This is a genomic window from Streptomyces sp. NPDC006140, from assembly GCF_040628815.1.
Classification (GTDB): domain Bacteria; phylum Actinomycetota; class Actinomycetes; order Streptomycetales; family Streptomycetaceae; genus Streptomyces.
In genome coordinates this window covers 831,872-854,015 of the sequence record NZ_JBEXTS010000001.1, presented here as the reverse complement: position 1 = coordinate 854,015, position 22,144 = coordinate 831,872, and the positions used below count along the sequence as shown (strand labels likewise).

Here is a 22,144-nt window from a genome sequence, read left to right as displayed (position 1 = left end):
CCCGGTGCGCGACGGCGCGGGGGTTCCCTGTCGGACACTTCCGTCACCTGCCGGGGGTCGGGGTCGGGGCGGGGCCGTTGGGCATGGCTTCGGGGGCGAGGACCAGGGGGATGTGGGCGGTGGTCTGCCGGACGCCGGAGGCGGGGCTGGGGACGCCCTTGACCGTGCCGTCGGGCTGGAGGAAGGCGGGATCGCCGCCGGGGACCATGCCGAGTTCGCGGGCGCGGCGCTGGAGGGCCTCGGGCGCGGAGTAGGCGTCGATGTCCCGCTGGAGGGCCTGTTCCTCGTCGGTGAGGTTCTTCGTCTCGCGCTGGAGGTCGTCGAGCTTGAACGCGCCTTCGCTGAGGGCCGAGTTCAGCACCAGCAGGGCGATGAGACCGCCGCCGAGGAGGAGGACGACCAGGAGGACGAAGGGGGTGCGGGCCGCCTGCCCGGGGCCGGTCGGGAAGAGCCGGGCGAGACGCGCCGCCCTCCCCTTCAGTTCGGGTGTGCTGCTCACTCGCGCTCCCTCGGTCCGGCCTGCACGCGCCTCACTCGACGTCCTCCCTGATGCGCTCGGCCCCGCGCAGCCGCGCCGGCGCCGCCCGCCGGTTCTCGGCGATCTCCTCCTCGGTGGGGAGTTCGGCACCGCGCGTGAGCAGCTTGAGCCGCGGCTGGTAGCGCTCGGGCACGACGGGCAGCCCGGGCGGCGCGGTGGTGGCGGCACCCGCCGCGAACACCTGCTTGACCAGCCGGTCCTCCAGCGAGTGGTACGACAGCACGGCGATCCGCCCGCCCACGTCGAGCGCCTTCACGGCGGCCGGGATCGCCCGCTCCAGGACGGCGAGTTCGCCGTTGACCTCGATGCGCAGGGCCTGGAACGTGCGCTTGGCGGGGTTGCCGCCGGTGCGCTTGGCGGCCTGCGGCAGGGCGTCCCGGATCAGTTCGACCAGCCGCGCGCTGTTGCTGAACGGCTCCTTCTCCCGCTCCCGCACGATCGCGGCCACGATCCGCTTGGCCTGCTTCTCCTCGCCGTACGCCCGGAGGATGCGGACGAGTTCGCCCGGCGGGTACGTGTTGAGGACCTCGGCGGCGCTGACGCCGGTCGTCTGGTCCATGCGCATGTCGAGCGGCGCGTCCTGGGCGTAGGCGAAGCCGCGGTCGGCCTCGTCGAGCTGCATGGAGGAGACGCCCAGGTCGAACAGGACGCCCTGCACGCGCGCGATGCCGAGCCTGCTCAGCACCTCGGGGAGTTCGTCGTAGACGGCGTGGACGAGCGTGGCGCGCTCGCCGTGGGACGCGAGGCGCTCGCCGGACAGGCGCAGCGCCTCCTTGTCGCGGTCCAGGGCGACGAGGCGGACGCCGGGGAACCGCTCCAGGAGCGCCTCGCTGTGGCCGCCGAGCCCGAGGGTGCAGTCGACGACCACCGCGTCCGGCCCTTCCAGGGCGGGTGCCAGCAGGTCCAGGCACCGCTGGAGCATCACCGGGACGTGTCGACTCTGGCTCAAGGGGCCCTCTCAGATCCGGCGGGCCCGTACGCACCGCCGGGTCCCCGCCCGCTCGTGAAGGGGACGGCCTGCCGGCGCCGGAAGCGTCAGCCGACCGGGAGCGGGAGGAGGCCGAGCCGCACGTACGCGCCGCGCACGCGGGGAGATCTCCGGTCGTCGCCGGGGTCTCCGAAGAAATCAGTCCAGCGGGGAGAGTCTCGCCTCCCGCTTCGCGTCACTTTAGTCCACCCTGTCTCCCGGTCAATCAACCGGCCTGCGCGTCGCGACCCCCGGCACACCACCCCTGTGGGTTACCTCACAGCCCCGCCTCGCTGACATTCTTTGTCCAGTCTCACAAGGGGCCAGGACGGGGTGTGACCAGTAACGTCAGTGGTTATGACGACTTCTGCATCGGTTTCCTCAGGTCCGGAGAGCGCCACAGCCGCGGGCGGCACGGTCACGGACCGCATCGTCGAGGCGAACACCCGGTACGCCGCCGCCTTCGGGCATGCCGGGATGGACGCCAAGCCCGCCCTCCACGTAGCCGTCGTGGCCTGCATGGACGCCCGCCTCGACCCGCTCGCCGCGCTCGGTCTGGAGCTCGGCGACTGCCACACCATCCGCAACGCCGGCGGCGTCGTCACCGACGACGTGATCCGCTCCCTCACCATCAGCCAGCGCAAGCTGGGCACGCGCAGCGTCGTCCTCGTCCACCACACCGGCTGCGGTATGGAGACCCTGACCGAGGACTTCCGGGGCGAGCTGGAGGCCGAGGTCGGCCAGCGCCCGGCGTGGGCGGTGGAGTGTTTCTCGGACGTCGACCAGGACGTACGGCAGTCGATGCAGCGCGTGCGGACCTCACCGTTCCTGCTGCACACCGACGACGTGCGGGGGTTCGTCTTCGATGTGAAGTCCGGCCTGCTGCGAGAGGTCGACCCCGCCGCCTGACCTGCTCGCCCACCCCGGAAAACCACCTGCTGTAGCTGTCGAAAGCCTGTCAGTCACGCGTTCGAACAGTCGCAAGACCGACATATCGCGGCCAGTTGTCCCCAGTCGAGTGACACGAATCGGTAACGGCAGCAAGAATGCGGGGAGTGGCGTCACGCTGAACATCTCTCGCGTGGTGTCCGTGGTTCGGGGTGGGCCGGCCCGCGTCGTGGGGCGTCGGCCCGGGAAAATGGGGTATCCCGTGCTTCCTGGGAGCAGGGGAAAGGCCGAGGAGGGCCGGGTGACGACCTATGACGATCGAGCGAGCCTCACTGATCTGACCGCCGTGGTGGAGCGCGTGCGGGAGTCGGTGGAAGGCGTGATCGAGGGAAAGCCCGAGGTCGTACGGCTCTCGCTGACCGTGCTGCTCGCCGAGGGACATCTGCTGATCGAGGACGTCCCGGGAGTCGGCAAGACGATGCTGGCCAAGGCGCTGGCGCGGTCCATCGACTGCTCGGTGCGGCGCATCCAGTTCACGCCCGACCTGCTGCCGTCGGACATCACCGGTGTGTCCATCTGGGACCAGCAGCGCCGTGACTTCGAGTTCAAGCCGGGCGCGATCTTCGCACAGGTGGTGATCGGCGACGAGATCAACCGCGCCTCGCCCAAGACGCAGTCCGCGCTCCTGGAGTCGATGGAGGAGCGCCAGGTCACCATCGACGGCAAGACCTACGAGCTGCCCAGCCCCTTCATGGTGGTGGCGACGCAGAACCCGGTCGAGATGGAGGGCACCTACCCGCTGCCGGAGGCCCAGCGCGACCGCTTCATGGCCCGGGTCTCGGTCGGCTACCCGAGCGCGGAGGCCGAGCTGCAGATGCTGGACGTGCACGGCGGTGTCTCGCCGCTGGAGGACCTCCAGCCCGTGGCGCACGCGCACGAGATCCTCAAGCTGATCGAGGCGGTGCGCGGCGTCCACGTCGCCGAGCCGGTCCGGCGCTACGCGGTCGACCTGGTCGGCGCCACGCGTACGCACCCCGACCTCAGACTGGGCGCCTCGCCGCGCGCGACGCTGCATCTGCTGCGCGCGGCGAAGGCGACCGCGGCCCTCAGCGGCCGGGAGTACGCGCTGCCGGACGACGTGCAGGCCCTCGCCGTCGCCGTCCTGGCCCACCGCCTGCTGCCCACCGCCCAGGCCCAGCTCAACCGCCGCACGGCCGAGCAGGTCGTCGAGGAGATCCTGCAGCGCACCCCGGTGCCGGCGGCGCCCCAGCAGCAGAGCGGCTTCGGCGCCGTGGGCCGCACCGCTCCGGCCTACCCCTCGCACCCGCCGCGGAGGCTGTGATGACCACCGCGGGGACGGGGCACGCGGAGGCCGACCGGGGCGAGAAGGGCGGCATCCGCACCGCCCTGGCCGGTCTGACCACCCGCGGACGCTCCTTCCTGGCCGCCGGCGTCGCGGCCGCCATCTGCTCGTACGTGCTCGGGCAGAGCGACCTGCTGCGCGTCGGCCTGCTGCTGGCGGTGCTGCCGCTGGTGTGCGCCACCGTGCTGTACCGCACGCGCTACCGGGTCGCGGGCAGCCGCCGGCTCTCCCCCGCGCGCGTGCCCGCCGGCAGCGAGGCCCGGGTCCACCTGCGGATGGACAACGTCTCGCGGCTGCCCACGGGCCTGCTGATGCTCCAGGACCGGGTGCCGTACGTGCTCGGCCCCCGGCCCCGCTTCGTGCTCGACCGGATGGAGGCGGGCGGCCGGCGCGAGGTGTCCTACCGGGTCCGTTCCGACCTGCGCGGCCGCTACCCGCTGGGCCCGCTCCAGCTGCGCCTGACCGACCCGTTCGGCATGTGCGAACTCACCCGGTCCTTCTCCACGTACGACACCCTGACGGTGATCCCGCGCGTGGAACCGCTGGCGCCGGTGCGCCTGAGCGGTGAGGCGAAGGGGTACGGCGACGGGCGGCAGCGCTCGCTCGCCCTGGCCGGCGAGGACGACGTCATCCCGCGCGGCTACCGCTACGGCGACGACCTGCGCCGCGTCCACTGGCGCTCCACGGCCCGCTACGGCGAGCTGATGGTGCGCCGCGAGGAGCAGCCCCAGCGCGCCCGCTGCACGGTCCTGCTCGATACCCGGGGCATCGCCTACCGGGGCGCGGGCCCCGACTCGGCCTTCGAGTGGGCCGTCGCCGGCGCCGCCTCCGTGCTGGTGCACATGCTCGAACGCGGCTTCTCGGTACGGCTGCTGACGGACACCGGCAACGCGGTGCCCGGCGAGGGCGGTGACGGCTTCGCGGGCGCGCACCAGGAGTCCGCCGACGCGGCCGGGCTCATGATGGACACCCTCGCGGTGATCGACCACTCCGACGGCGCGGGTCTGTCCCGGGCCTACGACGTGCTGCGCGGCGGGAACGAGGGGCTGCTGGTGGCCTTCCTCGGCGACCTGGACGAGGAGCAGGCGGCGGTGCTGGGCAGGATGCGGCAACGCAGCCCGGGCGCGGTCGCCTTCGTGCTGGACAGCGACACCTGGATGCGGGAACCGAGCGACGTGCCCGGTCCGTTGGACGGGAGCGGGGAGCGGCTGCGCATGCTGCGCGAAGCGGGCTGGACGGCCCTCGGCGTGCCGCGGGACGCCTCGCTGGACGAGCTGTGGCGGCAGGCCGACCGGGAGCGCAGGGGGATGGCCGCCGCGAGCGGCGGGGAGGGGCCGTGATGAGCGGGCGGGTACGACTGACGCTGGGCGCGTGGGCGGCCACGCTGATGGCCGCGTGCGCCCTGCTGCCCCTCGTCCAGCCGGCCACGTGGATCGTGCAGGCGGCCTTCCTGCTGGGCATCCAGTCGGGTGTGGGGGCGGCGGCCCGCCGGGTGCCGCTGGCGCGCCCGCTGACGGTGGCGGCGCAGGCCCTGGTCACCGTGGTGCTGCTGACCTTCGTGTTCGCCCGTGAGCAGGCCCTCGCCGGGCTGATCCCCGGGCCGCAGGCCATCGACCGCTTCGCGCTCCTGCTCCAGCAGGGCGGGGACGACATCGCTCGGTACGCGATTCCCGCCCCCCTGAGCTCCGACGGCATCCGGCTGATGCTCATCGGCGGCGTCCTGGTCATCGGGCTGCTGGTCGACATCCTGGCGGTGACCTTCCGCAGCGCCGCCCCGGCCGGCCTGCCGCTGCTCGCCCTGTACTCGGTGGCCGCGGGGCTGTCCGACGGGGGCACGGACTGGCTGTGGTTCCTGGTCGCGGCGGCCGGCTATCTGATGCTGCTGCTGGCCGAGGGCCGGGACCGGCTCTCCCAGTGGGGCAGGGTCTTCGCCGGGGCCTCGCGCACGGCCGGTGGGGAGCCGAGCGGCGCGGTCGCCCCGATCCGCACCGGCCGGCGCATCGGCGTGGTGGCGCTGGGCATCGCCCTGGTGGTGCCGCTCGGGCTGCCCGCGATGAACGGGGGTCTACTGGACTCCGTGGGAGCGGGCGCGGGCCGCGGCACGGGCGGCGGCGGCACGATCTCCGCCGTGAACCCGCTGGTGTCCCTGCGCGACAGTCTGAACGCGGACGAGGACCAGCAGGTCCTGTCCGTGCGGACCGAGATGCCGGACGTCTCGGACCTGTACCTGCGGATCGTGTCCCTGGACGACTTCGACGGCACCACCTGGAAGCCGTCCCGGCGGTCCATCACCGCCGTCCCCGACGGCACGTTCCCGCCCCCGATCGGCCTCAGCCCCGACGTCAAGCGCGCGGAGGTCGACACCACCATCTCGGCGGCCGACTGGTACGCCCAGGACTGGCTGCCCATGCCGTACCCGCCGAGCGGCGTGACCATCAGCGGCAACTGGCGGTACGAGCCGCTGGGCATGACCCTGGTCGGCGACCACGGCCAGAACACGCGCGGGCTGAAGTACCAGGTCAAGAGCCTGGACGTGGAGCCGACGGCGGAGCAGCTGGCCTCGGCGGGGCCGCCGCCCGCGGCCATCAAGCGGGACTTCACGGAGCTGCCCGACTCCCTGCCGGCGATCGTGGCCCGCACCGCCCGCCAGGTCACCGCGGGCGCCACCAACCCGTACGACCAGGCGGTCAAGCTCCAGGACTGGTTCGCCGTGACCGGCGGCTTCGAGTACGACACGCAGGTGCAGGTCGGCAGCGGCTCGCAGGCGATCGCCCGCTTCCTGAAGGACAAGCAGGGCTTCTGCGTGCACTTCTCCTTCGCGATGGCGGCGATGGCCCGCTCCCTGGGCATACCGGCCCGGGTCGCGGTGGGTTTCGCGCCCGGCTCCCCGCAGGCGGACGGCTCGGTGTCGGTGGGGCTGCGGGACGCGCACGCCTGGCCCGAGCTGTACTTCGAGGGCGTGGGCTGGACCCGCTTCGAGCCGACGCCGAACCGCGGCTCGATGCCCTCGTACACCCTGCCGGACACCCCGGGCAGCTCCGTGCCGGACCCGGCGCGCCCGACCCAGTCCACGTCGGCGGCGCCCTCCCCGACGCCCTCGGCGCGTGAGTCCTGCACGCCGGAGCAGAGGAGGCTGGACGGCGGCTGCGCGAGCGAGACCCCGGCGGCGGCGCTGCCCACGGACGACAACGGCCCGAAGTGGTACGCGATCCTGGCCTGGGCCCTCGCCGGCCTCGCGGTCCTGGTCCTCCCGCTGGCACCGATGCTGTGGCGCATGCGGACCCGCTCGGTACGGCTGGGGGCACACGGCCGCGGCGACGCTGACGCGGTGCCGCACACGCTGGCCGTCTGGCAGGAGCTGACGGACACCGCGTGGGACTTCGGCATCGTGCCGGACGAGTCGCAGACGCCGCGCAAGGCGGCCGCCCGCATCGTCCGGCTGGGCAGCCTCGACGCGACGGCCGCGGCCTCGGTGCACCGAGTGGCGAACGCGGTGGAGCAGGTCCTGTACGCGCCGCACCCCCGCCCGACGGCGGGCCTCACGGACGACGTCCACCGTGCGACAGCGGGCCTGAGCGCCGCGGTCGGCCGCCCCACCCGACTCCGCGCACTGGTGGCCCCGCGCTCCACCGTCCGCGTGCTGTGGGCGGGATCGGCCTGGTGGTCGGGGGTCCGGGAACGGGCTCTGGCGCTGCGGCCGACGTGGCGGAAGGCATCGGGGCAGCAGGGCTGACGACAGAGACGGCCGGGGCCGGCCGGCCGCGGGGTGCGTGCGGCTGCCCGCGGCTCGGTCGGCCGCGCTGCCCCTGCACCCGCCCCTGCCCAGTCTCTTCTCCCGGCAGCCGTCCAGGGACGTGGGCATACCGCCGCACAGGCATGCGTCAGGGGGTGACCACCTGGTCGGTGGTCACCCCCTGACGTACGTGTTCACGTAGTCCTGGCGAGCTGTGGGGGCTGGCTAATGGCCGCCCTGCTCGTCGCGGCGCTTCTGCCAGCGCTGCTCGATGCGGTCCATCATGGAGCGGCGTTGCCTGCCCTGACGGCGGGCCTGCGGCCCTCCGGCGGCACCGGCGGCCTGTTCGCCCGGCTTGGGGGCCTTGCGCCAGCCGGTCACGGCGAGCACCGCACAGCCCAGCATGACGAGGAAGCCCACGACGCTGAGCCAGACCTGCTTGGCGACCATACCGGCCATGAGGAGCGCAATACCTACGAGGAAGCCCGCGACCGCCTGGTAGACCCGCCGCCGGGTGTACGTACGCAGCCCGCTTCCCTCGAGCGCCGACGCGAACTTGGGATCTTCGGCGTACAGCGCTCGCTCCATCTGCTCGAGCATGCGCTGCTCGTGCTCCGAGAGCGGCACGGAGTCCTCCTCATCGTGCAGTCGCCGGGGCGACCCGGGGGGTCTCTTCAGGATAGGCAGGGAATCGCCCCCGTGAAACCCGCCCCTCTGCGCCAATTGGCCAACCGGAATCCGCCATGGACGTCCCGGCTCGCTGAGGCTTCCATTCCCCGGCGGCCGACCCGTCATGCCGGAACGGTCTCCCTCGATCATACGGCGCTCAGCCGCCATTCGGGGGGCCTGTGGCGTACTCCATCCACAGCCCAGGCGCTGATCAGCGGCGGTGACTCAGGAAGCGGCTCAGGCCCCGGCGGCCCCACTGGCCTCATCGGTCTCGATCGCCGCCTGCGTCTCACCGAGCACATGAAGCTGCGTGGCCACCGAGTGGAAGGCCGGCAGCTCGGCCGCGGCCTCCTCCAGCTTCAGCAGCGCTTCCAAAGCTCCGGGCTCGGTGTCGACGAGGACGCCGGGCACGAGGTCGGCGAAGACCCGCACGCCGTGCACGGCGCCGACCCGCAGGCCCGCGGCCTCGACCAGCGTCGTGAGCTGCTCGGCGGTGAAGCGGCGCGGCACGGGGTCACCCGCGCCCCATCGTCCGTTCGGGTCGTCGAGCGCCTGCCGGGCCTCCTTGAAGTGGCCGGCGAGGGCGCGGGCCAGCACGGCACCGCCGAGTCCGGCGGCGAGCAGGCTGAGGACACCCTCGGGGCGCAGGGCGGCCACCGCGTTGCGGACGCCCTCGGCCGGGTCGTCCACGTACTCCAGGACGCCGTGGCACAGCACCGCGTCGTAGCCGCCGCGCTCGGCGACGTCGAAGAGGCCGTGGGCGTCGCCCTGCACGCCCTTGACCCGGTCGGCGACGCCGGCCTCGGCGGCGCGGCGCTCCAGGGCGAACAGCGCGTTCGGGCTCGGGTCGACGACGGTGACCCGGTGGCCGAGGCGGGCGACGGGCACCGCGAAGTTGCCGCTGCCGCCTCCGGTGTCGAGGACGTCCAGCGACTCCCGACCCGTGGCCTTGACCCGGCGGTCGAGGGCGTCCTGGAGGACCTCCCAGACCACGGCGGTACGGAGTGAGGCGCGGGGGCGCATCGGGTCCGACACGTCAGTTGACTCCTCGGCGCGGCACCGCCTCTTGCGCGGCGGAGCGGAACGGGGTGCCTTCCCGGCCCCGGCCACGGGGAGGGAAGACTTCAGGCGTCCCCCACCCTATTGCCTCGGGCGCGGCGGCCGGCATGACCCGGTGCCGTAACCATGACCAGCCGGTCAGGTGCTCTAGCCACCAGCCGGCAGGTGCCATGACCGTGCCCGGCCGGTCAGCCCGCGTCCGGCATGTCCCTCCCCGGCCCGGGGTCCTCCGGCCGCTCCTGGTCGGGGCGCGGCTGCGGGAGGACGGGCTGGAGGACGAGCATGCGCTCGACGAGCCGGAGGAACATCGCCACGTCCCGTATGAGGTCGTCGGCGTCCCGGCCGGTGGCCGCGCCCTGGATGCCTGCCTCCGCGCGGGCGCGGCGCCGGGCGCCGGAGGCGAACAGCGCGCTCCACTCGGTCAGTTCGGGCGCGATCTCGGGGAGCACTTCCCAGGCGCTCCGGATCTTGGCCCGGGCCCGGGGCGAGGTCTCCGGCCGCCCCCGGGCGGCGAGCACGGCGGCGGCCGTGCGCAGGGCGGCGAGGTGGGCGGTCGCGTAGCGCTCGTTCGGGGTTTCCAGGGCGTCGGCCTCGTCCAGTCCGGCGCGGGCCTGGGCGAGCAGGTCGAGGGCGGCGGGCGGGGCCGTGGCCCGGCGCAGGACGGGGTGCACGTCGCTCGCCGGGCCGGTCAGTGAGGGGGCAGGGCCGGTGGCACGGCGCCGGCGGGCGGCTGCTGCGTGGTAGCTGGCCATGACGAACCTCCTGTCGTCTGTGTGACGGCACGTCCGTCAGGAGTGCCGTATGTGACCCATCGTGAGGTATGGCACTGACAATCCGTTCTGACCTGCGGTTTTGCCTCGATCGTAGGTTCGGAGTAGTTTTTGCACTGACCAGTCAGTTCAAATTCAGGGGAGACTCGTGGGGGAAGGGACGGCAGGGGTGCGGATCGCCGCCGAAGGCCTGGGGATCAAGGGGCCGAGGGGATGGGCGGTCCGCGGGATCTCCGTCGACGCCGAGCCGGGGTCGCTCATCGCGGTCGAGGGCCCGTCCGGGTCCGGCCGGACGTGCCTGCTGCTCGCGCTGACGGGGCGGATGAAGGTCACGGAGGGCACGGCGGTGGTGGGCGACGCCCGGCTGCCCAAGCAGCTGTCGGCGGTGCGCCGGGTCAGTGCCCTGGCGCACGTCCCGGGGGTCACCGACCTCGATCCGGCCCTGACCGTCGGGGAGCACCTGCGGGAACGGGCGCTGCTCCAGCGGCGCTTCGGTGACTCCCTGCGCGGGCTGCTGCGGCCCCGGAGCGAGCGGGCGGCCGAGGCCGGACAGCGCACCGACGCGGCGCTCGCCGCCGCCGGTCTCGACCTGGAGGCGCTGCCCAAGGGTCCGCGTACCGCCGTCCGCGATCTGGAGCGCCTGGAGGCCTTGCGGCTGTCGGTCGCCCTGGCCCTCGTCGGCCGGCCCCGGCTGCTCGGCGTCGACGACACCGACCTCAAGCTCTCGGACGGCGAGCGGGCGGAGGCCTGGGGCCTCCTCAGGTCCCTCGCCGACGCCGGGACGACGGTCCTGGCGGTGTGCAGCGAGGCCCCGGAGGGCGCCCTCCGGGTGTCCACTCACGAGAACCCCGACCAGGGAGAGGAGAAGGCCGATGCGCTCGCCGAGACTGGCCGCGCTTGAGCTCCGCCGCTTCGGCCGGGGGAAGCTGCCGCGCGCCGCGCTGGTCGCGCTGCTGGTGCTGCCGCTGCTGTACGGCGCGCTGTACCTGTGGTCGTTCTGGGACCCGTACGGCCGGCTGGACCGGATCCCCGTGGCGCTCGTGAACGACGACAAGGGGGCCACCGCCGACGGGAGGAGGATCACCGCCGGCGACGACATCACCAAGGGCCTGCGCGACAGCAAGACCTTCGACTGGCGCGAGGTGAGCGCCGCCGAGGCCCGCAGGGGCGTCGAGGACGGCAGCTACTACCTGTCGCTCACCATGCCCGCCGACTTCAGCGAGCGGATCGCCTCCAGTTCCGGGAACTCCCCGGAGACCGGCGCCCTCCAGGTGCGTACCAACGACGCGAACAACTACATCGTCGGCCAGATCTCCCGGACGGTGTTCGGCGAGGTGCGGCAGGCCGCGTCCACGAAGACCTCGCGGTCCTTCCTGGACCGGATCTTCGTCTCGTTCTCCGACATCCACGGCCGGACGGTGAAGGCGGCGAAGGGCGCCGACCAGCTCAAGGGCGGCATCGGCAAGGCCGAGAAGGGCTCCAAGGACCTCGCCGACGGCCTGAAGGACGCCAAGGGCGGCAGCGGGAAGCTGGCCAAGGGCCTGAAGAAGCTCCACACGGGCGCGGGCGACCTGGAGGACGGCTCGAAGCGGGTCGCCGACGGCACGCGGGCGCTCGCCGACAAGGTCAACCGGACCGCCGGGAAGGTGGGCCCGTTCCTCAAGGACAACGAGAAGACCATCGGCGACACGGCCCGGCTCGTCGCCGACTCCTCCGGCGTGATCCGCAAGCACCTGGACACCCTGGTGAAGACGGCCCCGACCGCCGCCAAGGGCGCCCGCGCCGCGTCCGGCACGCTGAGCGACGTCTACGCCAGGCGCTGCACGGATCCCGTCCTGCCCGACGCCGCCTGCGCCGACCTGAAGAAGGCCAAGGACGCGGCCGCCGACGTCACCCTCATCGCGGACGACCTCAACACGCTGATCGCGGACCAGGACGGCGACCTGGCGAAGCTCGACAAGAACCTCGCCACCCTGCAGAAGCAGTCCCAGGCCCTCGCCGACCGCGCGCCGCACCTCTCCGAGGACCTCGATGACGCCGTCAAGAAGATCAACAAGCTGAACGACGGGGCGGCCGAGGTCGCCGCCGGGGCGAAGAAGCTGCACCAGGGCATCGGCACGGCCAGGACGGGCGCCGTCGACCTGGACAAGGGCGTCGGCGAGCTGAAGACGGGCGCCGACGATCTCAACGGCGGCATCTACAAGCTCGTCGGCGGCTCCGGGAAGCTCGCCGGCGGTCTGCACGACGGGGCGGAGAAGATCCCCGACTACGACGAGCAGGACCGCGACCGGCGCACGGAGGTCATGGCCGACCCGGTCCGGCTCGCCTCCCACGACCTGCACAAGGCCCCCAACTACGGCACCGGCTTCGCGCCGTACTTCATCCCGCTGTCCCTGTGGGTGGGCGCGATGGTGGCGTACATGCTGATCGCGCCGATGAACCGGCGGGCGCTCGCCGCGGGCGCCTCCGCCTGGCGGATCGCGCTGGCGGGCTGGCTGCCGGTGGTGGCGATCGGGGTGCTGCAGACGACGGCGCTGATGTCGGTGCTGCACTGGGCGATCGGCCTGGAGATGGCCCGGGCGGCCGGGACGGTCGGCTTCCTGTTCCTGGTGACGGCGTGCTTCGCGGCGATCGTGCAGTGGCTGAACGCGCGCTTCGGGGCGGCGGGCCGGATCCTCGTCCTCGCCCTGCTGATGCTCCAGCTGACCTCGGCGGGCGGCACGTACCCCGTGCAGACCAGCCCCGGCTTCTTCAACGCCCTGCACCCCTTCCTGCCGATGAGCTACGTCGTGGAGGCCCTGCGCAGGCTCATCACGGGCGGTGGTCTCGAACCGGTGTGGCACGCGTGCGTGGTGCTGACGGCGTTCACCGCCGGTGCCCTCGCGCTGACCGCCGTGGCGGCCCGCCGGCGCCAGGTGTGGACGCTGGACCGGCTGCATCCGGAGCTGAGCCTGTGAGTCCTTCCGTCACGTCTCCCGGAAAGGTTCCTGTGACAATCAGGGCCATGGAAAGCAGCAGTGCCGCGTCGGGCGGCAGCACGCGCCGCGAGGCCACCCGGCAGAAGCTCTACGAGGCGGCCGTCACGCTCATCGCCGAGCAGGGGTTCTCCGCCACGACCGTGGACGAGATCGCCGAGCGTGCCGGAGTCGCGAAGGGCACCGTCTACTACAACTTCGCGAGCAAGTCCGTCCTCTTCGAGGAACTGCTGCGGCACGGGGTGGGGCTCCTCACCGCCTCCCTCCGGGAAGCGGCCGAGCGGACCGCCCGGGAGGGCGGCGGCAAGGTCGACGCCCTGGACGCGATGATCCGCGCCGGGCTGGTCTTCATCGACCGCTACCCGGCCTTCACCCAGCTGTACGTGGCCGAGCTGTGGCGCACCAACCGGGCCTGGCAGTCCACGCTGATGGTGGTCCGGCAGCAGGCCGTGGCGGTCGTGGAGGGTGTGCTGCGCGACGGCGTGGCGGGCGGTGAGTTCAGCGCGGAGATCGACATCTCGCTGACGGCGTCCGCGCTGGTCGGCATGGTCCTGGTGGCCGCGCTCGACTGGAAGTCCTTCCAGCCGGAGCGTTCCCTGGACGACGTCCACGCGGCGCTGTCCCGGTTGCTTCAGGGGCGAGTGAGCGGCTGCCGCTGACAGCGCGGCTGGTGCCGTCGGCCGGTGCGAGCGCAGCCCATGCCTGCGCGGTCGGTGCGAGCGCGGCCGATGCCAGGCGCAGCCCATGCCTGCCCGGCCGATGCCTGCGCGGCCCATGCCAGGCGCAGCCCACGCCCGCGCGGCCCATGCCAGGCGCAGCCCACGCCCGCGCGGCCCATGCCAGGCGCAGCCGATGCCGGCGCGGCCGATGCAGACGTGAAAGCGCCGGTCCGACGTGGCCGCATCCCCCGCGGGCCACCTCGAACCGGCGCCTTCCGTGCTCCCCCGTTTTCCTGCTCCCCCGTACGTCCCCCCGCAGGACCCCCGTTGCGGTCGTCCCCCGGTTCTCCCCCGTGCCTCGCTCCCGCCGACACCGTCGGCGGAAGGAGCGGATCGTGGGCCGGCCCCGTTCCGGCGCCCCGTGTCGCCGGTGCCGGAGCCGTGCCCCTCTCCGTGTCTCCACTCTCTCGTTTTCGCAGGTCGGCCCCCATCCGCGCGCGTACTCAACTCCCCCACTAGGTACGAATACTCAGTGCTGCGCACCCGGCCCCAGAGCGCTCCCCGGGCCACTGGTCACGATCGCCTCCGCGCCCGTACTCGGACGGTGGCCGGCGAGGGCTGTCGGTGGGGGCGGATAAAGTCCCTGGCATGGCACGGATTGCGGTGATCGGCGCCGGGATGGGCGCGCTGTCGGCCGCCGCCCGGCTGGCCGTCGCGGGCCACCGGGTGGCGGTGTACGAGCGGACGGACACGTACGGCGGGGCGCTGCGCCGCTTCGAGCGGGACGGGTTCTCCTTCGACACGGGCCCCGGCCTGCTCCCGCTGCCCGCCGTCTACCGCGACCTGTTCGTCAAGACCGGCAGGGAACCGCTGGAGGCGTGCGTCGAGCTGGTCCAGGTGGACCCGTCGTCCCGGCACGTGTTCGCGGACGGCACGCGGGTGTCCCTGCCCAACGCCTCGCGCGCGGGCGTCGTCGCCGCCTTGGACGAGGCCCTCGGCTCGGGCGCGGGGAAGCGCTGGGGCGACTTCCTGGTCCGGGCCCGCGAGGCCTGGGACCGGACCCGCCGGCCCCTCCTGGAGGAGCCGCTCTGGCCGAACTGGCAGGTGCTGGCGGAGCGCGAGCCCTATCCGGCGGTGCCCCACAAGCGACTGCTGCGCACCCGCCGGGCGGGCACGCTGGCCGAGGTCGGCGCCTGGGAGCTGCGCGACCCCCGGCTCGCCGCGCTGCTCGAGGGGTACGCCCTCGCGCAGGGCCTGGACCCCCGGGTCACCCCGGCGAGCGCGGCCGTACTGCCGTACATGGAGCACGCCTTCGGCACCTGGTACGTGCGCGGGGGCATGCGCGAGCTGGCGCGCGCGGTGTACGAGCGATGCCTGGCCCGGAAGGTCGAGTTCCGTTTCGGCGCCGAGGTCACCGGCGTGCTGGAGAAGGACGGCCGGGCCTCGGGGGTGGAACTCGCGGGCGGGACGGTCGCGGAGGCCGACTTCGTGGTGGCCGGAGTCGCGCCCGGCGTGCTGGACCGGCTCACGGCGGGCTATGCGGTGCGGGGCGACGGCGAGGTGCCCGCGCAGCGGACGGCGGCCGGCCGGCTGACGGTCCTGCTCGCCCTGCGCGGCGGCCGCCCCGAGGGCACGGCCCACCGCACGGTGGTCCATGCCCGGGACCGCGAGGCCGAGTTGGACGCCCTGTTCGGTGCGGCGGCGCAGCCCGGGCATCCGACGGTGACGGTCCTGCGGCCCGACGACCCGGGGTCGGCCCCGGAGGACCACGAGGCGGTCACCCTCACGGCGGTGGTGCCCGCGCGGCCCGACCGGTCCTGCGACGACCTCGCCGCACGCATGATCACGGTCGCCGAACAGGCCGTCCCCGACCTGCGCGACCGCCTCCTCTGGCACGAGGTGCGCACCCCGGCCGACATCGCGGACGCGACGGGCGCGGAGGACGGGTCGGTGCCCGTACCGGCGCTGGCGGCGGTCGGCGGGCGCCTGCTGCACCCGTCCAACAACACTCGGATGCCCGGCCTGTTCGCGGTCGGCGGCTGGGCCCACCCCGGCGGCGGACTGCCGCACGCGGGCATGTCGGGCGCGCTCGTCGCGGGACTGATCGTGGAGGGACCGGACTTCCGGGGCTCACAGTGACGGCCTCGCCGTGACGGGCCTCGCGGTAACCGGCCTCGGCCGCACAACCAGAGGCTTCAGAAACGGTACTGCTCGTCGAAGCCGTTCCCGTGCGTCTGCTGCTGCCCGCCGCTCTGGTACGGGTACGGCTGCTCCGGCGGCAGTTCCTGCCCGTACTCGTCGGTGTTGCGCTGCTGCGGGACCCAGACGCCGCCGGGCGGGGTCTCGCCGCCGTAGGTGCCGGCGTACTGGTCCTGCGCGTAGCCCTGCTGCTGGCCGTAGTACTGCTGGTCGCCGTAGCCACTGTCGTACTCGCCCGAGCCGTAGGTCGACGAGCCGATGTAGGGGTCGGAGTAGGCGGCGTACTGCTGCTGGCCGGTGGCGTCGTAGCCCTGCTGCTGGCCGTAGCCCGAGTAGTCGTAGGCGTAGGACTGGTCGGTGGCCTGCGCGGCGTACTGGTCGTGGGGCTGGTCGTGGGACTGGCCGTGGTACCCGGTGTCGCCGTAGACGCCGTAGGAGCCGGTGTCGTCCGGCACGGGCTGCGGCTCGTAGACGGCGGTGGTCTCGGCGTCAGCCGGCCGGACCGGCCGCGACGGCGTGAAGACGTCGTCGCGGTCGTAGTCGTCGCCGTCGTAGTCGTCGCCCTGGCCGTAGGCGACGCTGTCGCGGCCGTGGTCGGCGCCCTCGTCGCCGTAGCCGCCGTCGGCCGCCTCCAGGCCGGAGACCTCCAGGGTCGGCTCCTGGCGGCCGCGCTCACCGCGGCGGCGCTTGCTGCCGCCCAGCATCGGGGCGTTCATCGCCCAGCCGGACGCGAAGCCGCTGCGGAACGACAGGGTGACGTATGTCTGGCCGACCGCGAAGGCGGCCGCGCCCAGCCCGATCACGACGACCGACGGGATCAGGACACCGACCACGACACCGAGGAAGCCGACGAAGGCGAGCAGTCGCCAGCGCAGCCGCGCCTTGTACTGCAGCAGCACCTCGCCCAGCAGCCACAGCGCGACGACGCCGAACGCGATGTAGAGGACCGCCCAGCCCATGTACGCCCCTCTCCCAGTGGCCGCTACGCAGTGTGTCGTATACCGGTGCGAACGGTCTAGGCCTGCGCCGGGTGGTGCAGGCCCAGGTTCTCGTAGATTTCCAGTGTCGCGGTGGAGTTGTTGAGCGTGATGAAGTGCAAGCCGGGCACGCCCTCGGCGAGCAGCCGCGCACAGAACTCCGTGGCGAATTCGATCCCAATGGAGCGTACAGCGGCCGGATCGTCTTTTGCTGTGAGGATCCGCTCTTTCAGGGCGGCCGGGAACGCGGCGTTGGTGAGGGACCCGATCCGCTCCAGCGTCTTCACGCTGGCGATCGGCATGACCTCGGGGATGATCGGGGTGTCGCAGCCGGCGGCCGAGACCCGGTCGCGCAGCCGGAGGTAGTCCTCCGGGTGGAAGAACATCTGCGTGATGGCGTAGTCCGCGCCGGCGCGGCACTTGTCGACGAAGTGGCGGACGTCGGTGTCCCAGTCGGTGGAGCGCGGGTGCATCGCCGGGAAGGCGGCGACGCCCACGCAGAAGTCGCCGGACGCCTTGATCAGCTCGACGAGTTCGGCGGCGTAGGCCAGGCCCCGGGGGTGCGGCACCCACTCGCCCATCGGGTCGCCGGGCGGGTCGCCGCGCAGGGCGAGCATGTTGCGGATCCCGGCGTCGGCGTACTGCCCGATGATGTTGCGCAGGTCGGCCACCGAGTGGTCGACGGCGGTGAGGTGGGCGATCGGCGTGAGGGTGGTGTCGGAGGCGATCGCCTCGGTCGCCTTGACCGTGCCCGCGCGGGTGGAGCCGCCGGCGCCGTAGGTCACGGAGACGAAGTCGGGGGCCACCGCCTCGACCCGGCGCAGCGCGTTCCACAGGTTCCGCTCGCCCTTCGGGGTCTTGGGGGCGTAGAACTCGAACGAGTACGTCGTCTTGCCGGTCGCGAGCATGTCGCGGACGGTGCGCGCGTGGTCCGATCTGATGGATGCGGTGCCGAGGGCCATACCGGCAGGTTAGCCAGGGGCGGTCGCTCTCCCAACCGAACGCGGATATTTGACCTATTTGTCTACTTGCTGTCCACCCCTTGGACAGTCCGGCGTCACTCCGTCTCGCGCAGCCGTTTCGCGAACTGGGATGCCGCCGCGCCCGGGTCGTCGGCCTCGGTGATCGCCCGTACGACGACCACGCGCCGGGCCCCGGCTTCCAGGACCTGGTCGAGGTTGCCGAGGTCGATGCCGCCGATGGCGAACCAGGGCCGGTCGGTGCCAAGGGCCGCGGTGGACCGGACGAGGTCCAGGCCGGGGGCGTGGCGGCCGGGCTTGGTGGGGGTCGGCCAGCACGGCCCGGTGCAGAAGTAGTCCACGCCGTCCTGGACGGCGGCCGCGGCGGCCTCGGACTCGGCGTGGGTGGAGCGGCCGATCAGGACGTCCTCGCCGAGGATCGCCCGGGCCGCGGGGACCGGGAGGTCGCCCTGGCCGAGATGCAGCACGTCGGAGCCGGCGGCGTGGGCGACGTCCGCCCGGTCGTTGACCGCGAGGAGCTTGCCGTGCCGGGCGCAGGCGTCGGCGAAGACGGCCAGGTGCTCCAGCTCCTCGGCGGCCTCCATGCCCTTGTCCCGCAACTGCACGATGTCGACCCCGCCGGCCAGCACGGCATCGAGGAACTCCGCGAGGTCGCCCTGCCGCTTGCGGGCGTCGGTGCACAGGTAGACCCGGGCGTCGGCGAGCTGGGCCCGTGCGGTGGTGGCGGTGCCGGACATGCGTGTCCCCCCTGGGTGTCGGTGGCGCGGGCGGGCCCGCGGGTACGTCGGTGCCGTACGGGTGCGGGAGCGCCCCTGTCCCGCCACGACACCTCGGGCACCCTACGCCCACCCCGGGCCGGTCGGCCGGGGCGCTCACGGCCTCGGACGGGCGCGGCCCACCCTTGGGCCGTGACCCCCACGGGCCACGGCCCACACCGGGCGGTTGTCCAGGCCCGGCCCCGCTCGCACGGCGCCGGACGGTTGTTCGGTCGCGGTCGGGTCAGACCGCGAGCGCCTGGGCGCGGCGCTTCACCTCCGTGCCGCGATTCTCGCTGAGCGCCTGCGCCGGTGTGCCGGGCAGGCTGGGGTCGGGGGTGAAGAGCCACTCCAGCATCTCTTCGTCCGTGAAGCCGTCGTCCCGCAGGAGCGTCAAGGTGCCGGACAGGCCCTTGACGACCTTGTCCCCGTCGATGAAGGCGGCGGGGACGTGCAGCGCGCGGTTCTCACCACGGCGTACGGCGATGAGCTGGCCGTCCTTGACCAGCTGCCGCACACGCGTCACCTCGACGCCGAGCTGTTCGGCGATGTCGGGGAGGGTGAGCCAGGCGGGGACGAGAGCATCGATCTTCGCGTCAATCTCGGTCACGGAAACCAGCCTGCCATCCCCCACTGACAGTCGGAAGTCAGCCCCGTCCACCTGGGCGGACGCGCCGGGCCGGGCCGGGCCCCCAGGCCCTCAAGCCGTGGCCGCTTTCAAGGGTCTCGCCGGGTCCTGGAGCAGCGCCGGGTTCATCGGCGTGCCCGCCTCGATCAGGCGGCGGCCCTGCGCCAGGTCCCGGGGGCGGCCCACGGCCAGCAGCGCCACCAGCCGGTCCCCGCGCAGCCAGCAGACCGTCCAGGCGGGGCCGGACGGATCGCCCCGCCACAGCAGGGTGTCGGCGGCCGCGTGGTGCCCGGCGTACTGCACGAACCGCCCGAACTGCTCCGACCAGAAGTACGGCACCGGGTCGTAGACCGCGGGGGTCTCGCCGGTGGTCCGGCCGATGATGTTCACCGCGACCGTGCGCGGCCCCTGGAGGGCGTTGTCCCAGTGGTGCACGAGCAGGCGCTCGCCGTAGCGGCCCGAGGGGAAGGAGGCGCAGTCGCCGACCGCGTAGACGTCCGGCGCGGAGGTGCGCAGGTGCTCGTCGGCCACGATCTCGCCGTGTGCGCCGAGCTCGACCCCGGAGCCGGCCAGCCAGGCCGTCGCCGGGCGGGCGCCGATGCCGACGACGACCGCGCCGGCGGGCAGCCGGGAGCCGTCGTCGAGGAGCACCGCGCCGGGCTCGACGCCCGCCACGCGCGCGTGGGTGCGCAGCACGGCCCCCGCGTCGGCGTACCAGCGGGCCATCGGGGCGGCGACCTCGGCGGGCAGCGCCCCGGCGAGCGGCCGCTCGGCGGCCTCCACGACGGTCACCGCGCAGCCCGCCTCGCGCGCGGCCGTGGCGAACTCCGCGCCGATCCAGCCGGCGCCGACGACCACGATCTCGTGCCGGCGGGCCAGCACCGGGCGCAGCCGCTCGGCGTCGTCCAGGGTGCGCAGCAGATGCACGCCGGGCACGCCCTCCGCGCCGGGCAGCCGGACGGGTTCGGCGCCGGTCGCGACGACCAGGACGTCGTACGGCACGGGCCCGTCCTCGGTGTCCAGCTCGTGGTCTTGCGGGCGCAGGCCGAGCACCTCGCAGCCGAGTCGCAGCTCGATGCCGAGGGCCTCGAAGTCGACGTCGAAGGCGGAGCCCTCCGCCTTGCCGAGGAGGACGGCCTTGGACAACGGGGGCCGGTCGTACGGCTGGTGGGGCTCTGCGCCGATCAGGAGCACGGTGCCGGTGAAGCCCTGCTCGCGCAGGGCGACGGCGGTCTGCACACCGGCCATGCCCGCGCCCGCCACGACCACGCGCCGCGGCGCGGACGAACCTGGTTCCTGCGTCTGCTCGCTCACCTGATCACCATAGACAACTGACATTTCGTCAGTCAGTGCTCATGCGCCGTGACCTGCTGCACAGCGCCTCTCCCGCCGCCCGTTCCTGCCTTTCCGGGTACCCGCGAACGGCCCGGGTACGACCCCGCCACGCCCGGGCGGGGACGGAGGCTCCCTTACTGCGGCACACGGCCTCCGGCTAGGCTGGCCGACGTAGAGCACTCGCGGGAGCCCGGACGCACCGGGCTGAGAGGGAGGCTGGCGGCCTCCGACCGTACGAACCTGATCCGGGTCATGCCGGCGAAGGGAGGGGCTGGACGCCCATGTCGCGTACGCGCACGTCAGACGTCCTCGTCGTCGGGGGCGGGATCATCGGGCTGGTCACCGCGTGGCGGGCCGCGCAGCGCGGGTTCGCCACGGCCGTGGCGGACCCCGAGCCGGGCGGCGGGGCCGCGCAGGTCGCGGCCGGGATGCTGGCCGCCGTCACGGAACTGCACTACGGCGAGCAGACCCTGCTCGGCCTGAACCTCGCCTCGGCCCGGCGCTACCCGGACTTCGCGGCCGAGCTCACCGAGCTGACCGGCCACGACCTCGGCTACCGGCGCTGCGGCACGCTCGCCGTGGCGCTGGACGCCGACGACCGGGCCCACCTGCGCGAACTGCACGCCCTGCAGCAGCAGTCGGGCCTGGACTCGCAGTGGCTGTCGGGGCGGGAGTGCCGCCGCCTGGAGCCGATGCTCGCGCCGGGCGTGCGCGGCGGGCTGCGGGTCGACGGCGACCACCAGATCGACCCGCGGCGGCTGGCCGGGGCGCTGGTGGCCGCGTGCGAGCGGGCGGGCGTGGTCTTCCACCACGCGTGGGCCGAGCGGCTGACCGTCGCGGGTGACCGGGCCACCGGTGTGGTCACCGCCGACGGGACCGAGCTGGGCGCCGGGCAGGTCGTGCTGGCCGGGGGCAGCCTGAGCGGGCGGCTCGCGGGCGTCCCGGAGGAGGTGCTGCCGCCCGTGCGGCCGGTGAAGGGGCAGGTCGTACGGCTGACCATGCCGGAGCGGCACGGGCCGTTCCTCAGCCGGACCGTGCGCGCGGTCGTGCGCGGCAGCCACGTCTACCTGGTGCCGCGCGAGAGCGGCGAGCTGGTGATCGGGGCGACCAGCGAGGAACTGGGCTGGGACACCACCGTCACCGCGGGCGGCGTCTACGAGCTGCTGCGCGACGCCCACGAGCTGGTCCCGGGCATCACCGAGCTGCCGCTCACCGAGACCCGGGCCGGACTGCGCCCCGGCTCGCCCGACAACGCGCCGCTGCTCGGCCCGACCGGCCTCGACGGACTGCTGCTGGCCACCGGGCACTACCGCAACGGCGTCCTGCTCACGCCGGTCACCGGCGACGCCCTGGCGCACGCCCTGGCGACGGGCGAACTCCCCGAGGAAGCCCGCCCCTTCACGCCGAAGCGCTTCAGTACCGCCACCGCACTCACGGAGCAGCCCGCATGAACATCTCCGTCAACGGAGAGCCCCGGGACGTCCGGCCCGGCACGGCTCTCGACACCGTCGTGAAGTCGCTGACCACCTCACCCTCGGGAGTGGCCGCCGCCCTCAACGAAACCGTCGTCCCGCGCACGCAGTGGCCGTCCACACCCCTGACCGAGGGGGACCGCGTGGAAGTCCTCACCGCCGTCCAAGGAGGCTGAC

General features: G+C 73.5%; 20 protein-coding genes and 1 riboswitch. Of the genes, 10 read left to right on the top strand and 10 right to left on the bottom strand.

Going from position 1 to position 22,144, the window contains the following annotated elements; all coding sequences use genetic code 11:
• Positions 1-43: 43 nt before the first annotated feature.
• On the bottom strand, positions 44-499 hold the full coding sequence (locus ABZ386_RS03970) for a septum formation initiator family protein (protein ID WP_355724843.1): 456 nt from the start codon (positions 497-499) through the stop codon (positions 44-46).
• A 31-nt stretch (positions 500-530) separates the two neighbouring features.
• A complete protein-coding gene (gene rsmH / locus ABZ386_RS03965) occupies positions 531-1,487 on the bottom strand; it encodes a 16S rRNA (cytosine(1402)-N(4))-methyltransferase RsmH (protein ID WP_355724840.1) in 957 nt (318 codons plus the stop codon).
• A gap of 375 nt (positions 1,488-1,862) precedes the next feature.
• Between rsmH and ABZ386_RS03960 the strand changes: the two genes are divergently transcribed.
• The 4 genes from ABZ386_RS03960 (at position 1,863) to ABZ386_RS03945 (ending at position 7,489) form a co-directional block, all read left to right on the top strand.
• Complete coding sequence (locus tag ABZ386_RS03960) at positions 1,863-2,414, top strand: carbonic anhydrase (protein WP_351331910.1); 552 nt, start codon at positions 1,863-1,865, stop codon at positions 2,412-2,414.
• A 280-nt stretch (positions 2,415-2,694) separates the two neighbouring features.
• A complete protein-coding gene (locus ABZ386_RS03955; RefSeq protein WP_351331912.1) occupies positions 2,695-3,735 on the top strand; it encodes a MoxR family ATPase in 1,041 nt (346 codons plus the stop codon).
• Positions 3,735-5,096: a DUF58 domain-containing protein gene (locus tag ABZ386_RS03950; RefSeq protein ID WP_351331914.1), complete on the top strand. Its 1,362-nt coding sequence runs from the start codon at positions 3,735-3,737 to the stop codon at positions 5,094-5,096. The genes ABZ386_RS03955 and ABZ386_RS03950 overlap by 1 nt, the downstream gene beginning before the upstream one ends.
• Complete coding sequence (locus tag ABZ386_RS03945; RefSeq protein ID WP_351331916.1) at positions 5,096-7,489, top strand: DUF3488 and transglutaminase-like domain-containing protein; 2,394 nt, start codon at positions 5,096-5,098, stop codon at positions 7,487-7,489. The genes ABZ386_RS03950 and ABZ386_RS03945 overlap by 1 nt, the downstream gene beginning before the upstream one ends.
• 225 nt (positions 7,490-7,714) lie before the next feature.
• Here ABZ386_RS03945 and ABZ386_RS03940 read toward each other — a convergent pair whose 3' ends face one another.
• The 3 genes from ABZ386_RS03940 to ABZ386_RS03930 all read right to left on the bottom strand — a co-directional run bounded on the left by ABZ386_RS03940 (position 7,715) and on the right by ABZ386_RS03930 (position 9,969).
• Positions 7,715-8,116: a DUF3040 domain-containing protein gene (locus ABZ386_RS03940; protein ID WP_037765734.1), complete on the bottom strand. Its 402-nt coding sequence runs from the start codon at positions 8,114-8,116 to the stop codon at positions 7,715-7,717.
• A 279-nt stretch (positions 8,117-8,395) separates the two neighbouring features.
• Positions 8,396-9,193 (bottom strand): methyltransferase, encoded by a 798-nt coding sequence (locus ABZ386_RS03935; RefSeq protein WP_355728194.1) that lies wholly within the window; start codon positions 9,191-9,193, stop codon positions 8,396-8,398.
• Between the two features lie 212 nt (positions 9,194-9,405).
• The gene (locus ABZ386_RS03930; protein ID WP_351331921.1) at positions 9,406-9,969 is read right to left on the bottom strand and encodes an SAV_6107 family HEPN domain-containing protein; all 564 of its coding nucleotides are present in this window, start codon (positions 9,967-9,969) and stop codon (positions 9,406-9,408) included.
• A 166-nt stretch (positions 9,970-10,135) separates the two neighbouring features.
• On the opposite strand from ABZ386_RS03930, the gene ABZ386_RS03925 reads away from it, so the two are divergent.
• The 4 genes from ABZ386_RS03925 (at position 10,136) to ABZ386_RS03910 (ending at position 15,760) form a co-directional block, all read left to right on the top strand.
• Complete coding sequence (locus ABZ386_RS03925; protein WP_358963488.1) at positions 10,136-10,888, top strand: ATP-binding cassette domain-containing protein; 753 nt, start codon at positions 10,136-10,138, stop codon at positions 10,886-10,888.
• On the top strand, positions 10,860-12,944 hold the full coding sequence (locus ABZ386_RS03920; protein ID WP_358963485.1) for a YhgE/Pip domain-containing protein: 2,085 nt from the start codon (positions 10,860-10,862) through the stop codon (positions 12,942-12,944). Before ABZ386_RS03925 ends, ABZ386_RS03920 begins: the two co-directional genes overlap by 29 nt.
• Before the next feature lie 47 nt (positions 12,945-12,991).
• Positions 12,992-13,621, top strand: coding sequence for a TetR/AcrR family transcriptional regulator (locus tag ABZ386_RS03915; RefSeq protein WP_355727349.1), 630 nt, complete (start codon positions 12,992-12,994; stop codon positions 13,619-13,621).
• Positions 13,622-14,269: 648 nt separating this feature from the next.
• Positions 14,270-15,760, top strand: a complete 1,491-nt coding sequence (locus ABZ386_RS03910) for an NAD(P)/FAD-dependent oxidoreductase (protein WP_358963483.1) — start codon at positions 14,270-14,272, stop codon at positions 15,758-15,760.
• A gap of 56 nt (positions 15,761-15,816) precedes the next feature.
• On the opposite strand, the gene ABZ386_RS03905 is transcribed toward ABZ386_RS03910, so the two are convergent.
• From ABZ386_RS03905 to ABZ386_RS03885, 5 genes are all read right to left on the bottom strand, one after another.
• Positions 15,817-16,779, bottom strand: a complete 963-nt coding sequence (locus tag ABZ386_RS03905; protein WP_355726659.1) for a hypothetical protein — start codon at positions 16,777-16,779, stop codon at positions 15,817-15,819.
• Between the two features lie 56 nt (positions 16,780-16,835).
• Positions 16,836-17,759 (bottom strand): methylenetetrahydrofolate reductase [NAD(P)H], encoded by a 924-nt coding sequence (metF, locus tag ABZ386_RS03900; RefSeq protein WP_114251560.1) that lies wholly within the window; start codon positions 17,757-17,759, stop codon positions 16,836-16,838.
• Between the two features lie 95 nt (positions 17,760-17,854).
• Positions 17,855-18,514 carry a thiamine phosphate synthase gene (gene thiE, locus ABZ386_RS03895; protein ID WP_351331932.1) on the bottom strand — a complete coding sequence of 220 codons (660 nt, stop codon included), beginning with the start codon at positions 18,512-18,514 and terminating at the stop codon, positions 17,855-17,857.
• Between the two features lie 262 nt (positions 18,515-18,776).
• Entirely contained in the window at positions 18,777-19,142 is a 366-nt protein-coding gene (locus ABZ386_RS03890) for an Rv2175c family DNA-binding protein (RefSeq protein ID WP_086855209.1), read from the bottom strand.
• Positions 19,143-19,232: 90 nt separating this feature from the next.
• On the bottom strand, positions 19,233-20,474 hold the full coding sequence (locus tag ABZ386_RS03885) for an FAD-dependent oxidoreductase (protein ID WP_358963480.1): 1,242 nt from the start codon (positions 20,472-20,474) through the stop codon (positions 19,233-19,235).
• Between the two features lie 193 nt (positions 20,475-20,667).
• Positions 20,668-20,779: riboswitch (TPP riboswitch) on the top strand.
• On the opposite strand from ABZ386_RS03885, the gene thiO reads away from it, so the two are divergent.
• Positions 20,777-21,946 (top strand): glycine oxidase ThiO, encoded by a 1,170-nt coding sequence (gene thiO / locus ABZ386_RS03880; RefSeq protein WP_355721484.1) that lies wholly within the window; start codon positions 20,777-20,779, stop codon positions 21,944-21,946. Its footprint overlaps the riboswitch before it by 3 nt.
• Positions 21,943-22,143 carry a sulfur carrier protein ThiS gene (gene thiS, locus ABZ386_RS03875; RefSeq protein ID WP_355721481.1) on the top strand — a complete coding sequence of 67 codons (201 nt, stop codon included), beginning with the start codon at positions 21,943-21,945 and terminating at the stop codon, positions 22,141-22,143. Before thiO ends, thiS begins: the two co-directional genes overlap by 4 nt.
• Position 22,144: the final 1 nt, after the last annotated feature.

What these genes read in the sequence shown, in the direction of transcription:
- ABZ386_RS03960 (WP_351331910.1), top strand. Translation starts at nt 1,863, where the DNA reads ATGACGACTTCTGCATCGGTTTCCTCAGGTCCGGAGAGCGCCACAGCC.
- ABZ386_RS03950 (WP_351331914.1), top strand. Translation starts at nt 3,735, where the DNA reads ATGACCACCGCGGGGACGGGGCACGCGGAGGCCGACCGGGGCGAGAAG.
- ABZ386_RS03945 (WP_351331916.1), top strand. Translation starts at nt 5,096, where the DNA reads ATGAGCGGGCGGGTACGACTGACGCTGGGCGCGTGGGCGGCCACGCTG.
- ABZ386_RS03930 (WP_351331921.1), bottom strand. Translation starts at nt 9,969, where the DNA reads ATGGCCAGCTACCACGCAGCAGCCGCCCGCCGGCGCCGTGCCACCGGC.
- ABZ386_RS03920 (WP_358963485.1), top strand. Translation starts at nt 10,860, where the DNA reads ATGCGCTCGCCGAGACTGGCCGCGCTTGAGCTCCGCCGCTTCGGCCGG.
- ABZ386_RS03915 (WP_355727349.1), top strand. Translation starts at nt 12,992, where the DNA reads ATGGAAAGCAGCAGTGCCGCGTCGGGCGGCAGCACGCGCCGCGAGGCC.
- ABZ386_RS03910 (WP_358963483.1), top strand. Translation starts at nt 14,270, where the DNA reads ATGGCACGGATTGCGGTGATCGGCGCCGGGATGGGCGCGCTGTCGGCC.
- ABZ386_RS03905 (WP_355726659.1), bottom strand. Translation starts at nt 16,779, where the DNA reads ATGGGCTGGGCGGTCCTCTACATCGCGTTCGGCGTCGTCGCGCTGTGG.
- metF (WP_114251560.1), bottom strand. Translation starts at nt 17,759, where the DNA reads ATGGCCCTCGGCACCGCATCCATCAGATCGGACCACGCGCGCACCGTC.
- thiE (WP_351331932.1), bottom strand. Translation starts at nt 18,514, where the DNA reads ATGTCCGGCACCGCCACCACCGCACGGGCCCAGCTCGCCGACGCCCGG.
- thiO (WP_355721484.1), top strand. Translation starts at nt 20,777, where the DNA reads ATGTCGCGTACGCGCACGTCAGACGTCCTCGTCGTCGGGGGCGGGATC.
- thiS (WP_355721481.1), top strand. Translation starts at nt 21,943, where the DNA reads ATGAACATCTCCGTCAACGGAGAGCCCCGGGACGTCCGGCCCGGCACG.